This is a genomic window from Citrobacter sp. RHB36-C18 (assembly GCF_013814485.1).
GTDB lineage: Bacteria > Pseudomonadota > Gammaproteobacteria > Enterobacterales > Enterobacteriaceae > Citrobacter > Citrobacter braakii.
The window spans coordinates 772,984-787,009 of sequence record NZ_CP057125.1; the positions used below are offsets into that span (position 1 = coordinate 772,984).

The window sequence follows — 14,026 nt, forward strand, 5'->3', positions numbered from 1 at the left end:
AGTTAACGTTTTTCCTCCTTCAGGCCCCCGTTTTAGGGGGCAAGAGAGGGATACATTAGCGGCGACGATATGATTTTTGTGCGGAATTGACCTTGTAAAGATATCGGCGTGATTCAGCAGATGGGTGTCGGGTGGTCAGCGTTTGATAAACGTCCCCAGGGGACATGCTGTTAATGATGTTTGCGGCCTGAATTTTATCGTTCGAGAACACGCGCAGCACGCTGCCCGCACCGCCGTTATACGCGGTGATCACCGCATAGCGACGTGAGGTCGGATTATCAATGCCGCCCAAATAGACATTATTCAGCATTGCCAGATAGGCAGTACCGGTATCAATGTTGCTGGCCGGGTCAAACAAGAAGCTACGGCTTGGCGTGCCTGAGCGCCCCTGCGAACGGAACACATCTTTTCCGGCGCTGTGTTGTACCACCTGCATGAGTCCCAGCGCATCGGCATGGCTGACCGCATACGGGTTAAACGAGGATTCGGTTTGCATGATGGCCAGAATCAGTGACTCGTCGACGCCATACTTACGTGAAGCCTGACGTACCATGCCGACGTATTTATGCGCGCGCTTATCAAGGTGGTTCGGGACCAGATTGATCGTCACGCTATAGATGATACGCAAGCCATTGCTGCGCTTTTTCAGTCGCGTTTGTAGCAGGTAGTTGGCAAAGTTGGTTGCACGTCCCTCCCAACGAATAGGCTGGCCGGTATTATCGACTACCTGCCCGTACAGGAACGGCTCTTTGGAAATCTTAATGTCGTCGACATCGGAATAGAGGTCGATAGAACCCGGATCATCGCCCATCAGCAACGTCTTGATAATCGCTAGACGCAGATGTCCGGCGGGATCTGTCCCGGCAATGGTCTCGACGGTTATCGTACCGTCATCAAAATTGATATGGCTGCGGGTTTGATACTGATCGGTATACTTTACGTAGTCCTTCGGACCCGCAATCAGCACTTCCTTAAATCCCCACAGATTCTCAATGTTATGGGCAAATTGCCCCATCAGAATATCAAAACCGTTGGTATCCTTGACCCAGGCTTCGTTATAGGAATCGCCTTTTTTGGTCGAACTGGAACAGGAGATGAGCAACGGCGCGATAACGGCAAGCGCGAGAAATTTTTTCATCATTCCGGGAGTGCGTGTTGTGTTTGTTGTTGTATCGTTTTGCCGGATGGCGGTGCAAGCACCCTATCCGGCCTACGAGATTGCCAGCAAGCGATGCTTATTTTTTTTCTTCAGGCGTATAGCCTTCAATATGCACATCCTTACCTTCAAACAGGAAGTTAATCATCTCCTGTTCCAGTAACTTACGGTGTTCAACGTTCATCATATTGAGTTTCTTCTCGTTAATTAGCATGGTTTGTTTATGCTGCCATTGCGCCCATGCTTCTTTAGAAATCTCGTTATAGATGCGTTTTCCCAGATCGCCCGGGTACAGCTGAAAATCCTGTCCTTCTGCTTCGCGTTGCAGGAAAGTGCAAAAAATTGTTCTGCTCATAAAAAATCCTCTTTATCGACCGGTACGTTAAACCTGTGTGCCGGCACGTAATTGCTGTAACAAACGCTCCACGGGGGCCGCCAGTCCGACCGACGGCGGTTGCGCTAAGTTATACCAGAGCGCGTTGCCTTCATCCATGCATGAGGTGAATGAGGACACGGGAAGCCACATAGGCACAATATCTAAGTGGAAATGGCTAAAGGTATGGCGAAACGCATTAAGTTGGGTCAGATTATCTGCGTTAATTTGCCGTTGCGCCAGCCAGTCGCGTAGCCCATCCTCATCATCAAACTGCGGAAAACAGTATAAGCCACCCCATAAACCGCTGGGTGGTCGCTGCGCGAGCAACACCTCGTTTTCATGCTGCATCAGTAAAAAATAGCCCGTCCGTTCTGGTAATGTCTGTTTGGGCTTTTTACCCGGGTACAGCGCCCAGCTTGCATTGGCGCTCGCCACACAGCCATTTTCCAACGGACACAGGGAACATTTGGGTTTTGAGCGCGTACAGACCATGGCGCCTAAATCCATCATCGCCTGATTAAACCGTTCAACCCCATGGGCTGGCGTAACCTGCTCGCTCAACTCCCACAGTTTCTTTTCGACCTCTTTTTTACCCGGCCAGCCGCTTACAGCATAACAGCGAGCCAGCACACGTTTGACGTTACCGTCAAGAATCGGAAAATGCTGACCCAGGGAGAGCGAAAGGATCGCGCCTGCAGTTGAACGTCCGACGCCTGGCAGGGCGGCCACTTCATCAAAGGTTTGCGGGAATGAGCCGCCGTGCAGCGTCACAACCTGTTGCGCGGCTTTATGCAGATTACGCGCTCGGGCGTAATAGCCCAGCCCGGTCCATAAATGCAGGACTTCATCCAGCGGCGCATGGGCTAAATCCGTTACCGTTGGGAAGCGCGCCATAAAGCGCTCAAAGTAGGGGATAACGGTCGCAACCTGAGTTTGTTGCAGCATCACCTCAGAGAGCCATACTTTGTAAGGCGTCTTGTCAATTTGCCAGGGCAGCGTTTTCCGCCCGTATTTGTCGTACCAGCTCAAAACCTGAGCCGAGAATTGAGACGCTTGCATGATTACCGTTTCATTATTGCCGGGGGCAAGATTGCAGCACAGCGGCAACGGGGTGTAAACCGGAACTTTCCGCTGCTCACTTTCTTCCTTTACTTGCATCCGGCAACTAACTTTGGATAATGCCCGTTTTCAGAACTCAAACACAGCAGACTAAACTTTTATGAAGAACGACGTCATTTCACCGGAATTTGATGAAAACGGCCGCCCGCTGCGCCGGATTCGTAGTTTTGTTCGTCGCCAGGGGCGACTGACGAAAGGGCAGGAACACGCGCTGGAAAACTACTGGCCGGTGATGGGCGTTGAGTTCAGCGAAGAACCTGTGGATTTCGCTGCGCTGTTTGGTCGCGATGCGCCAGTCACGCTTGAAATTGGTTTTGGTATGGGGGCTTCGCTGGTGGCGATGGCGAAAGCGCGTCCGGAGCAAAATTTCCTCGGCATTGAGGTTCACTCACCGGGCGTTGGCGCGTGTCTGGCTTCAGCTCATGAAGAGGGCGTCGAGAACCTGCGTGTCATGTGCCATGATGCCGTCGAAGTCCTGCATAAAATGATTCCTGACAATTCTTTATCTATGGTTCAGCTGTTTTTCCCTGACCCGTGGCATAAAGCACGTCATAATAAACGCCGTATCGTTCAGGTACCGTTTGCTGAGCATATCTTAAGCAAGCTGAAGCTGGGCGGCGTGTTCCACATGGCAACCGACTGGGAAGCCTATGCGGAGCACATGCTTGAAGTGATGTCCTCGATTGACGGGTATAAAAACCAGTCAGAGAGTAACGATTATGTACCGCGCCCGGAATCGCGCCCGGTAACCAAATTTGAACAACGTGGTCATCGTCTTGGCCACGGCGTATGGGACTTAATGTTCGAGAGGGTGAAATAATGGCAAAGAACCGTAGCCGTCGTCTGCGTAAAAAAATGCACATCGACGAATTCCAGGAAGTAGGATTTTCGGTTGCATGGCGTTTCCCGGAAGGTACATCTGGAGAGCAGGTCGATCAAATCGTTGATGATTTTATCAATGAAGTTATCGAACCGAACAAGCTGGCCTTTGACGGCAGCGGCTATCTGGCCTGGGAAGGTCTGATCTGTCTGCAGGAAATCGGCAAATGCACCGAAGAACATCAGGCTATCGTGCGTAAGTGGCTGGAAGAGCACAAACTCGAAGAAGTGCGCACCAGCGAACTTTTCGATATTTGGTGGGACTAAGTAGCAAAGGGTCGGCAAATGCCGGCCCAATTTGTATTGAGGGAAAGATATGATGCGCAAAACGCTGCTGGCGGCAGTCCTAACGTTCACGGCGATGGCCGCACATGCTGATTATCAGTGCAGCGTCACCCCGCGTGACGATGTGATTTTGAGTCCACAAACGGTACAGGTGAAGGGTGAGAACGGCAACCTGGTCATTACCCAGGCCGGTGATGTCACCTTTAACGGTAAACAGTACAACCTGAACGCCGCGCAGCGTGAACAGGCCAAAGATTATCAGGCGGCGTTGCGTAGCAGCCTGCCGTGGATTGACGAAGGTGCCAGAGCGCGCGTGGAGAAAGGTCGCGTGGCGCTGGATAAAATCATCGCCAAAGAGGTCGGCGAAAGCAGCAACATGCGTGGCCGCTTAACTAAGCTGGATGCGCAATTGAAAGAGCAGATGAACCGCATTATTGAGCATCGCACTGACGGCCTGACCTTCCATTATAAGGCGATTGATCAGGTTCGCGCGGATGGACAACAGCTGGTCAATCAGGCGATGGGCGGTATTTTGCAGGACAGCATCAACGAGATGGGGGCGAAAGCCGTGCTCAAGGGCGGTGGTAATCCGCTGCAGGGCGTGCTCGGAAGCCTCGGAGGTTTACAAACCTCAATTCAGAACGAATGGAAGAATCAGGAACAAGACTTCCAGCAGTTTGGCAAAGATGTTTGTGCCCGCGTCGTGACGCTGGAAAACGATCGTAAAACGCTGGTTAGCACTCTGAAATAATCTTCACCTCTTTTTAACGGCACAGAAACATTCTGTGCCGTTTTATTTTGTACTTTTCTGTTTTTTTGATATCCATCTCTAAGAATAACAATTTGATGGAGATATAAATCTGGTTAATTGGATGGCGTCACATTATTCATCTGTAAGATAGACATAATGCTGCAAATTCAAGTAACTGGAGAAATAACATGGAGTTTTTCAAGAGAACGGCACTTGCCGCACTGGTTATGGGTTTCAGCGGCGCGGCGCTTGCACTGCCAAACATCACTATTTTAGCTACCGGCGGGACGATTGCCGGCGGCGGTGACTCCGCAACAAAATCTAACTACACGGCAGGCAAAGTCGGCGTAGAAAATTTGGTTGATGCCGTACCTCAGTTGAAAGATATCGCCGTTGTGAAAGGCGAGCAGGTGGTGAACATCGGCTCCCAGGATATGAATGACGAAGTCTGGCTAACGCTGGCGAAAAAGATTAATACCGAGTGTGATAAAACTGACGGCTTCGTGGTAACACATGGTACGGATACCATGGAAGAAACCGCCTATTTCCTCGATCTCACCGTCAAGTGCAACAAGCCGGTGGTGCTGGTCGGCGCAATGCGTCCGTCTACGGGTATGAGCGCTGATGGCCCGTTCAACCTGTATAACGCCGTGGTAACCGCCGCAGACAAAGCCTCTGCCAACCGTGGTGTGCTGGTGGTGATGAACGACACCGTTATGGATGGTCGCGACGTGACCAAAACTAACACCACGGATGTCGCTACTTTCAAATCTGTTAACTATGGTCCGCTGGGGTATATCCATAACGGTAAAATCGACTACCAGCGTACGCCTGCGCGTAAGCACACCACATCCACGCCGTTCGACGTATCTAAGCTGACCGAGCTGCCGAAAGTTGGGATTGTTTACAACTACGCTAACGCCTCCGATCTGCCAGCCAAAGCATTGGTAGACGCGGGTTACGCCGGGATCGTCAGTGCGGGTGTAGGTAACGGTAACCTGTATAAAACCATTTTCGATACGCTGGCAACTGCCGCGCATAAAGGTACCGTTGTAGTGCGTTCATCCCGTGTACCAACGGGCGCCACCACCCAGGATGCTGAAGTTGATGATGCGAAATACGGATTTGTGGCTTCAGGCTCTCTGAACCCGCAAAAAGCGCGTGTTCTGCTGCAACTGGCTCTGACCCAAACCAAGGATCCTAAGCAGATCCAGGAAATGTTTAATCAGTATTAATCACTCTGGCCCCGGTCATTCGACTGGGGCGTTTTCTCAAAACCTCCTGAATATGCGTAACGATCAATTCGCTCATCATTTTTGTGGTTATGATGATTGCCGATCGTTATTTTGCATATTTATACACCTTAGTGGGATTGGTCGGGGATTATACATTTTTTGAAAGACCTGGACGAAAGACCATCCTGTAAAGTTTTCCGCCATGCTGACCACTAAAGGCACACCTGTCAATAATGCGCCCGTGGGCGCATCGAGCATCACTCCGCCAGAAACAGCTCCAGCAGCGAATTCAAAAATAGCTTACCGTGTTGGGTAATCTGCCAGTATTCATCGCATTCACTCAGATAGCCCTGGGCAATGGCCTCATCGATCTGTCGACGAATAACGTCTTCGGTAAGCCCGGTATATTGCGTGAACTCCGCGCGAGGCGCGGCTTCCAGCAGCCGGAAACGGTTCATAAAGAACTCAAACGGCTTATCGGCCTCGGCGACATCTCGCTGGCTTTCCAGATAACGTCCTTGCATGTATCCGCGCGGATGTCGCGTTTTGGTAGTGCGCAGGATGCGACCGTCTGGGAAAGTGACTTTGCCGTGCGCGCCGCAACCAATGCCTAAGTAGTCGCCAAAACGCCAGTAATTTAGGTTGTGCTGACACTGATAACCCGGTCTGGCGTAGGCTGAGGTTTCGTACTGCTGATACCCCGCGGCGGTAAGCAACTGGTGGCCTTGCTCAAAAATATCCCACAGCGCGTCGTCGTCCGGTAATACCGGTGGTCGGGACCCGAACAGCGTATTCGGTTCGATGGTCAACTGATACCAGGAAAGATGCGGTGGGTTGAGCGCGATGGCCTGCTGTAAATCGCCCAGCGCTTCTTCCAGCGTCTGATCCGGTAAACCGTGCATCAGGTCGAGGTTAAAGCTGCGTAGTCCCAGACCGCTCGCCAGGTGCGCTGCACGTTTGGCTTCTTCCGGCCCGTGAATACGTCCCAGACGTTCGAGTTTGGCGGAGCTAAAGCTCTGTACACCAATGGAGATACGGTTTACGCCAGCACGTTGATAATCCACAAAGCGATCGGCTTCCACCGTACCGGGATTCGCCTCCATCGTGACTTCTGCATCTGCGGCGAGATTCAGCCGTGCGCGCACGCCGTCGAGCAGCGTTTGCATTGCCGGGCCAGAAAGCAGGCTCGGCGTACCACCACCGATAAAAATCGTCTTTACCTCACGGCCCTGGGCGTGGGCCACCTCAGAATCCAGATCGCTCAGCAGATGCTGCACATAGTCGTCATGAGGGACTTCGCCTTTTAGCGCATGCGAGTTGAAGTCGCAGTACGGGCATTTCTGCACGCACCACGGGATGTGAATGTAAAGACTTAACGGCGGAAGCTTAACCATTACGCAGGGCATCCAGCAGCAGCTTCAGCGCTTGTCCGCGGTGAGAAATCGCGCTCTTTTCTTCGCGGGTCAGTTCGGCGGCGGTTTTCCCTTCAGAGGGCACAAAGAAGATTGGGTCGTAGCCAAAACCACCGTTTCCGGCAGGTTCACGGGCAATAACGCCCGGCCAGCGTCCGTGGCAAACCACAGGTGTTGGATCGTCTGCATGGCGCATATACACCAGCACGCAGTGGAATTGTGCCTGGCGCTTGTCATCAGGAACATCCTGCAGGGTGTGGAGCAGTTTTTCCAGGTTCTGCTGATCGGTTGCATCTTCGCCGGAATAGCGGGCTGAATAGATGCCCGGCGCGCCGCCAAGGGCATTTACCGCCAGACCGGAGTCATCAGCAATGGCGGGTAAACCGGTAATTTGCGCGGCATGACGTGCCTTCAGAATGGCGTTCTCAATAAACGTCAGCCCGGTTTCTTCTGCAGAATCAACACCCAGATCCGTTTGGGCAACAACATCAAGACCGAAATCACTCAGAAGAGAGGCGAGTTCACGCACTTTACCGGCGTTGCCGGTCGCGAGGACAACTTTTTGCATGGGATACCTAATCAGTTAGCGCCGCAATTTCGGGCGGGATCTGTTGCGGATGAATGATTTTAACCTGTTTGTGACGACCAAGCTCGCCCTTCTCAATGACGACCTGGCTTTTTGCCACACGGAACTGTTTGCCGAGAAACTTCACCAGATGGCTATTGGCTTGCCCATCAACCGGTGGGGCGGTAATGGCGACTTTTAGTTCGTCGCCATGTAAACCTACTATACTGTCACGGCTGGCTTTAGGCTGAATGTAGAGCCGTAAAACCAGACCGTCATCGCAGGGGGTAACGGCACTCATAGCGCCATCCACAGCCCCGGCAGCAGCATGTTACCTGTCGCCTGTAACACTTCTGCGATGCCCATGTTAATGACATACAGCAGCAGAACCAGGATCATTGGCGAGAAATCGATCCCGCCCATGCCTGGAAGTAAGCGACGAATAGGACGCAGCAGCGGATCCGCCAGTTGAATCAGCACGTACTCCACAGGGCTGCGGCCCTGGCTGACCCAGCTCATAATCGCCATCACCAGCAGAACCCAGAAAATCAGCAGTCCGATAGTCTTCAGAACAATCAGCACGGCGGCGATCCAGATGATCGGCTGGAACGTAACCACCTTAAACAGCACGATGGCCTTGATAAAGCTCAGAACGAGCGCAACTAATGCCGATGCACTGTCAATTGGCCCCATCGGCGGAATAATACGGCGTAACGGCCCAATAATGGGCTGAGTGATTTTCACAATAAACTGCGAGAACGGGTTGTAGAAATCGCAGCGAGACCATTGCATCCACACGCGCAGCAGCAGCGCCATGGTATACAGCTCAATTACCGTTGAGAGCAGGAAGGTCAACGTATTCATGGTGTTCCTTAGTTTTCCTTATTTTTTAGTGTAATCACGAGCACCAAAAATGGCAGTGCCGATGCGCACCATCGTGCTACCCGCCGCAATGGCGGCATCCATATCATCAGACATCCCCAGTGAGAGCGTGTCGATACTTGGGTAACGTGTTTTCAACCCGGCAAATGCTACCGCCATTTGCTGTGCAACTTCAAACTGCCTTACATAATCTGACTCTGGCGCCGGAATCGCCATCAGGCCACGCAGGGTAATGCGTGGCAGCGCGGCGACTTCAGCGGCCAGTGCATCAAGCTCTGCAAGCGGAATACCTGACTTACTGTTCTCATCGCTGATATTAATCTGAATCAACACATTGAGCGGCGGCAGTTCCGCCGGGCGCTGTTCGCTCAGACGGGCAGCGATACGCAGACGATCAATCGTATGGCACCAGTCAAAATGTTCAGCGACCAGACGACTTTTGTTCGACTGCAGCGGACCGATAAAGTGCCACTGCAGATCGTTAACGCCGTTTTCTTGAAAGTAGCGGATCTTATCCACCCCTTCCTGGACATAGTTTTCACCGAAGGCACGCTGCCCTGCGGTCATGGCTTCTTCGATGGCGCTCGCAGGTTTGGTTTTGCTGACTGCAAGCAATATAACTTCTTCTGAAGACCGCCCGCAACGCGTCGCGGCGGCTGAGATTTTGTCCCGGACATGTGCCAGGTTATGCGCGATATCGTTCATTTTCCGAGGATGTTCATATGAATATGGAAGAAATAGTGGCCCTTAGTGTAAAGCATAACGTGTCGGATCTACACCTGTGCAATGCATGGCCTGCGCGCTGGCGCATAGGTGGAAAAGTCGAAATAGCACCATTTACTCCCCCTGACGTGGAGAATCTGCTGACGTGCTGGCTCAGTGAGCAACAACAGGTACAGTGGCGGGAACAGGGGCAGATTGATTTTGCCCTTACGCTGGCGGACTCCCGGCGTCTACGCGCCAGCGCATTTGCTCATCAGCAGGGAACCTCGCTGGCGCTAAGATTGCTACCGCTTGAATGTCCTCGTTTAGACGATCTTCAGACCCCGGAGGCCATACCTGAACTGCTGCACGGTGAAAATGGATTAGTTCTGGTCACTGGAGCCACCGGCAGCGGTAAATCAACCACCCTAGCGGCGATGGTGGAGTACCTTAATCAACATATTGCGGGGCATATTCTGACGCTGGAAGATCCGATTGAATATCGCTACACCAGCCAGCGTTGTCTTATTCAACAGCGGGAGGTGGGCGTACACTGCGCTTCTTTTGCTGCCGGTTTGCGCGGCGCGTTACGCGAAGATCCCGACGTCATTTTGCTGGGCGAGCTGCGCGACGTGGAAACTATTCGTTTGGCCTTAACGGCAGCGGAGACCGGGCATCTGGTGTTGGCAACCTTACATACGCGAGGGGCGGCGCAGGCCATCGCGCGGCTGGTGGACACCTTTCCCGCTCAGGAGAAAGATCCGGTGCGTAACCAGCTGGCAGACAGCCTGCGGGCGGTACTTTCGCAAAAGCTGGAGGAAGATAAGCAGGGAGGACGCGTGGCGCTATTCGAACTGCTCGTCAACACTCCCGCCGTGGGCAATTTGATCCGCGAAGGGAAAACGCATCAGCTACCCGGTGTGATTCAAACCGGGCAGCAGACAGGTATGCAGACGTTTGCACAAAGTCAGCAGCAGCGCCAGGCGCAGGGGCGACTTTAGTAGCCCTGCTCGAAATAGCTTTCAAGGATAATAACGGCAGAAGCGGAATCTACTTTGCCTTTATTCAACGCCCGGTATCCGCCTTGCTCAAACAGGCCTGAGCGGGCTTCGACGGTGCTCAAACGTTCATCGTGCAGCGTTACGGTTACGCCAAAGCGACCGTGAATGCGGTTAGCGAATTTGCGTGCGCGCGCAGTAAGGGGTTGTTCAGTGCCATCCATGTTGAGTGGCAGGCCGACAATGATTTCGTCCGGCTGCCACTCTTTTAGCAGGCGTTCAATCAAACTCCAGTCTGGCGTACCGTCCTGTGCTTTGATGGCGGGCAAGGGTCTCGCCGTACCGGTAATGCGTTGACCAACCGCGACGCCGATACTTTTCGTACCAAAATCAAAAGAGAGTAATGTTCCGCTCATCAGGCGTGTCCCGCCACGCCAGGCATGGTCTGAATATCAATCCCGATAAGCTTCGCCGCATCGCGCCAGCGGTCGGCAATCGGCGTTTTAAATAAGATGTTGAGGTCTGCGGGAGCAGTGAGCCAGGCGTTATCCAGTAGCTCTTGTTCCAGTTGACCTTTTTCCCATGATGAATAGCCCAGCGCAACCAGCACTTCGGATGGCTGCTCCTGCGTACCCAGGGTTTCAAGTACATCGCGGGAGGTCGTGATGATAGTGTTATCTGAAATGCGAATACTGGAGGCAAAGCGTGACGGCGGGGTGTGTAGAATAAATCCACGGTCTTCCGCCAGCGGGCCGCCGAGCATCACCGGTTTGTCCAGACGAATGGCAGGATCGCGTGCTTCTGGAGTAATCTTTAGCTTTTCCAGAATCCCTTCAATTTGTAAGTTTTCCAGAGGCTTATTGACGATAATCCCCATTGCTCCGTTCTCATTGTGTTCACAGATATACACCACGGAACGGCGGAAAATCGGATCCTGGAGAGCAGGCATGGCAATTAGAAAGTGATGCTGTAAATTCATTGTCAGAGGTTCTGTTTCCTGGTTCAAAAAAGCAACAGAGCCCAGTATGTGGGCAAAGCGCGAAGATGTCACCCTCTGAAGATAGCTTTGCCGGATGGCGGCTTTGCCTTATCCGGCCTACGGGGTGCGAATGTAGGCCGGATAAGACGCGAAGGCATCGCCATCCGGCAACTTATTTATTTCTGCAAACGTGCCTCGATGGCGTCCATCAGCATACCGGTAATCGAAACCGGGAACTCCGCTTCAATTTCACGAATACAGGTTGGGCTGGTGACGTTAATTTCCGTCAGACGGTCGCCAATGATATCCAGACCGACAAAAATCAAACCTTTTGCTTTCAGCGTTGGCCCAATGCGACGTGCAATTTCCCAGTCGCTGTCGGTTAATGGACGCGGCTCGCCACGACCGCCGGCTGCCAGGTTGCCACGGGTTTCGCCGCCTTGTGGAATACGCGCCAGGCAGTACGGAACGGGTTCGCCATCGACCACCAGCACGCGTTTATCACCGTCTTTAATTGCCGGCAGATAGTTCTGCGCCATGCAATAACGGGTACCGTGCTCGGTCAGTGTTTCGGCAATAACGCCAAGGTTCGGATCGCCTTCCTTGACGCGGAAAATAGATGCGCCGCCCATGCCGTCCAGCGGTTTGAGAATGATGTCGCTGTGTTTTTGCCAGAAGGCTTTCAGCTGCGCTTTGTTACGCGTGACGAGCGTTTCCGGTGTCAGGTCGGCAAACCATGCGGTGAACAGCTTCTCGTTACAATCGCGCAGGCTCTGCGGTTTGTTAACGATTAGCGTCCCTTTCTCCTCTGCACGTTCCAGAATATAGGTTGCGTAGATGAACTCGGTATCAAACGGCGGATCCTTACGCATCAGAATGACGTCCAGATCTGCCAGCGGGAGATCTTGCTCGCTATTGAACTCATACCATTTGTCGTAGTTCTGCTCTACGCTCAGGGTACGCGTACGGGCGCGGGCTTCACCGTTGATCAGATAGAGATCGGCCATTTCCATATAATGAATTTCGTAACCGCGACGTTGCGCTTCCAGCAGCATAGCGAAGCTGGAATCTTTCTTGATATTGATGCTTGCGATGGGATCCATCACGATGCCGAGCTTGATCATTGTTCTTCTCCGTTAGCCCAGATCGCCAAAACGCACCTGTAGCGCGGTGATGGCGGTGAGCGCAGTTGTCTCAGTACGCAGAACGCGAGGTCCTAACAGAATATCAGTAAATTGATATCGTGCGGTCATGGCAATTTCATCTGCCGACAGCCCACCTTCGGGGCCAATCAGCAAGCGGATGCGTTCCACCGGGAGCGGCAGCGTATTGATGCTGGCGCTGGCGCGGGGATGCAGGTTCAGTTTCAGACCTTCATCCTGTTCGGCGCACCACGCTTCCAGATCCATCGCCGGGCGAATTTCAGGCACCCGATTACGACCGCACTGTTCGCAGGCGGCAATGGCGATTTTCTGCCACTGCTGGAGCTTCTTGTTCAGGCGTTCGCTGTCCAGTTTAACGCCGCAGCGCTCAGAAAAAAGTGGCGTAATGAGGCTTACACCCAGTTCAATCGATTTTTGGATAGTAAATTCCATTTTTTCACCCCGCGACATCACCTGGCCCAGGTGGATGTGCAGCGGCGATTCTCGATCGTCGAGTTCAGCGTTAAGCACCTTCACGTCCACGCTTTTCTTACTGGCGTGGGTGATTTCGGCGTCGAATACCTGATTGCTGCCATCAAACAGCTGTAGCGCCTGGCCTGGTCCCATACGCAGCACGCGGCCGATATGGTTGGCTGCATCTTCACACAGTGAAATTTGGCTGCCGGAAGTGAGTGGCTCAGGGTGATAAATGCGAGGAATGCGCATAGTTAAACATCCGCGTCATGGCCCTGGGCTGCAAAAGGCCAGGGCATGGTTAAAAAATATTGCTGCTAGTGTAGGTTAGCTCTTTTGCGCCTGGCAAGCGTGTTGCACATAGGGGTTATGGTTCCCCTGAACCTTCGCAATGCGTTCGTCGCGCTCACACTCCCAATCGGTGACCGGATACTGCTTATTCCAGGCATTAAAAAGCTGAGTTTGCTGGCGGGAGAGCGTCAGGTTGTATTGGTCGCGCATGTAAAAATAGGTACGCGCGATGGCGCCACGGGCGCGGGCTGGCGGCTCGGCAACTTTCTCTTTGAAGTCAACCTTCATGGTGCATTGTCCATATTGGCCTTCACCACCGTTCCACTGGCTGTACATAAAGTTTGCGCGATCGCCATTGACCTCACCCACCGCGGGCTGCAGGTTATGCATATCGCTTTCCATTTTGCGATAGACCGGATCTTTAGCGCAGTTTTTACGCCCTCCGTCCTGCCAGCACTGGCGCTGATGACCAAATTGCCAGGCGGGGACAACGTGTTCCCATTCAATTCGACTGGCGCGGTTTTCATTTTTTCGCACTTTATAGCCGCAGGATTCGAGGTCAACGACCCCTTTTTTTCCTTGCCAATTAATTTTACATCCGCAATAGAAATCGCCTGGCGCATCGGCGTTAACTTTAACGCCCGCTGCTTTTGCCTGAGAAAAACTGTTGATGCCTTCGGCTAAAACCGAGCCTGAAAACGCAGCGGCTAACAGGGCCGCAGCAAAAGAAAGATTACGGTACATCACGAACTCCGTGTCAAAACGAGCCCGCAACGTAGC

The 14,026-nt window shown here is 52.8% G+C and carries 18 protein-coding genes and 1 pseudogene; 6 read left to right on the forward strand and 13 right to left on the reverse strand.

Annotation, left to right across the window (positions count from 1 at the left end):
• Positions 1–55: 55 nt before the first annotated feature.
• The 3 genes from mltC to mutY form a co-directional block, all read right to left on the reverse strand.
• Positions 56–1,141, reverse strand: a complete 1,086-nt coding sequence (mltC, locus tag HVZ52_RS03735; RefSeq protein ID WP_016154410.1) for a membrane-bound lytic murein transglycosylase MltC — start codon at positions 1,139–1,141, stop codon at positions 56–58.
• 94 nt (positions 1,142–1,235) lie between these two features.
• Positions 1,236–1,511, reverse strand: coding sequence for an oxidative damage protection protein (locus HVZ52_RS03740; protein WP_016154409.1), 276 nt, complete (start codon positions 1,509–1,511; stop codon positions 1,236–1,238).
• Positions 1,512–1,538: 27 nt separating this feature from the next.
• Entirely contained in the window at positions 1,539–2,591 is a 1,053-nt protein-coding gene (mutY, locus tag HVZ52_RS03745; protein ID WP_049268553.1) for an A/G-specific adenine glycosylase, read from the reverse strand.
• 160 nt (positions 2,592–2,751) lie between these two features.
• On the opposite strand from mutY, the gene trmB reads away from it, so the two are divergent.
• The 5 genes and pseudogenes from trmB to HVZ52_RS22995 all read left to right on the forward strand — a co-directional run.
• Positions 2,752–3,471: a tRNA (guanosine(46)-N7)-methyltransferase TrmB gene (gene trmB, locus HVZ52_RS03750; protein WP_016154407.1), complete on the forward strand. Its 720-nt coding sequence runs from the start codon at positions 2,752–2,754 to the stop codon at positions 3,469–3,471.
• A complete protein-coding gene (locus HVZ52_RS03755; protein WP_016154406.1) occupies positions 3,471–3,797 on the forward strand; it encodes a YggL family protein in 327 nt (108 codons plus the stop codon). The genes trmB and HVZ52_RS03755 overlap by 1 nt, the downstream gene beginning before the upstream one ends.
• Positions 3,798–3,846: 49 nt before the next feature.
• Positions 3,847–4,566: a DUF2884 domain-containing protein gene (locus HVZ52_RS03760; protein WP_016157447.1), complete on the forward strand. Its 720-nt coding sequence runs from the start codon at positions 3,847–3,849 to the stop codon at positions 4,564–4,566.
• A 188-nt stretch (positions 4,567–4,754) separates the two neighbouring features.
• On the forward strand, positions 4,755–5,801 hold the full coding sequence (gene ansB / locus HVZ52_RS03765) for an L-asparaginase 2 (protein ID WP_016154404.1): 1,047 nt from the start codon (positions 4,755–4,757) through the stop codon (positions 5,799–5,801).
• A 119-nt stretch (positions 5,802–5,920) separates the two neighbouring features.
• Positions 5,921–6,027: pseudogene (locus HVZ52_RS22995) on the forward strand (DUF1202 family protein); the annotation flags it as partial.
• A 31-nt stretch (positions 6,028–6,058) separates the two neighbouring features.
• Here the strand turns inward: HVZ52_RS22995 and hemW are convergent.
• From hemW to HVZ52_RS03795, 5 genes are read right to left on the reverse strand one after another with little or no spacing between them, the layout of a single operon-like run.
• On the reverse strand, positions 6,059–7,195 hold the full coding sequence (gene hemW / locus HVZ52_RS03775) for a radical SAM family heme chaperone HemW (protein WP_131380042.1): 1,137 nt from the start codon (positions 7,193–7,195) through the stop codon (positions 6,059–6,061).
• Positions 7,188–7,781, reverse strand: a complete 594-nt coding sequence (locus tag HVZ52_RS03780; RefSeq protein WP_016154402.1) for an XTP/dITP diphosphatase — start codon at positions 7,779–7,781, stop codon at positions 7,188–7,190. The genes hemW and HVZ52_RS03780 overlap by 8 nt, the downstream gene beginning before the upstream one ends.
• 7 nt (positions 7,782–7,788) lie before the next feature.
• On the reverse strand, positions 7,789–8,079 hold the full coding sequence (gene yggU / locus HVZ52_RS03785) for a DUF167 family protein YggU (RefSeq protein WP_005123286.1): 291 nt from the start codon (positions 8,077–8,079) through the stop codon (positions 7,789–7,791).
• Complete coding sequence (locus HVZ52_RS03790) at positions 8,076–8,642, reverse strand: YggT family protein (RefSeq protein WP_016154401.1); 567 nt, start codon at positions 8,640–8,642, stop codon at positions 8,076–8,078. The genes yggU and HVZ52_RS03790 overlap by 4 nt, the downstream gene beginning before the upstream one ends.
• 18 nt (positions 8,643–8,660) lie before the next feature.
• A complete protein-coding gene (locus tag HVZ52_RS03795; RefSeq protein ID WP_181598884.1) occupies positions 8,661–9,365 on the reverse strand; it encodes a YggS family pyridoxal phosphate-dependent enzyme in 705 nt (234 codons plus the stop codon).
• Between the two features lie 17 nt (positions 9,366–9,382).
• Here HVZ52_RS03795 and HVZ52_RS03800 point away from each other — a divergent pair, with 17 nt between their 5' ends.
• Positions 9,383–10,363 (forward strand): type IV pilus twitching motility protein PilT, encoded by a 981-nt coding sequence (locus HVZ52_RS03800; protein WP_103928580.1) that lies wholly within the window; start codon positions 9,383–9,385, stop codon positions 10,361–10,363.
• Here the strand turns inward: HVZ52_RS03800 and ruvX are convergent.
• The 5 genes from ruvX to endA all read right to left on the reverse strand — a co-directional run bounded on the left by ruvX (position 10,360) and on the right by endA (position 13,990).
• On the reverse strand, positions 10,360–10,776 hold the full coding sequence (gene ruvX / locus HVZ52_RS03805; RefSeq protein ID WP_003825428.1) for a Holliday junction resolvase RuvX: 417 nt from the start codon (positions 10,774–10,776) through the stop codon (positions 10,360–10,362). The genes HVZ52_RS03800 and ruvX overlap by 4 nt on opposite strands.
• Positions 10,776–11,339, reverse strand: a complete 564-nt coding sequence (locus tag HVZ52_RS03810; protein ID WP_016154395.1) for a YqgE/AlgH family protein — start codon at positions 11,337–11,339, stop codon at positions 10,776–10,778. Before HVZ52_RS03810 ends, ruvX begins: the two co-directional genes overlap by 1 nt.
• Positions 11,340–11,515: 176 nt before the next feature.
• Positions 11,516–12,463 (reverse strand): glutathione synthase, encoded by a 948-nt coding sequence (gene gshB, locus HVZ52_RS03815; protein ID WP_016154394.1) that lies wholly within the window; start codon positions 12,461–12,463, stop codon positions 11,516–11,518.
• Positions 12,464–12,475: 12 nt separating this feature from the next.
• Complete coding sequence (gene rsmE, locus HVZ52_RS03820; protein ID WP_016154393.1) at positions 12,476–13,207, reverse strand: 16S rRNA (uracil(1498)-N(3))-methyltransferase; 732 nt, start codon at positions 13,205–13,207, stop codon at positions 12,476–12,478.
• 75 nt (positions 13,208–13,282) lie between these two features.
• A complete protein-coding gene (endA, locus tag HVZ52_RS03825; protein ID WP_019077649.1) occupies positions 13,283–13,990 on the reverse strand; it encodes a deoxyribonuclease I in 708 nt (235 codons plus the stop codon).
• Positions 13,991–14,026 lie beyond the last annotated feature (36 nt).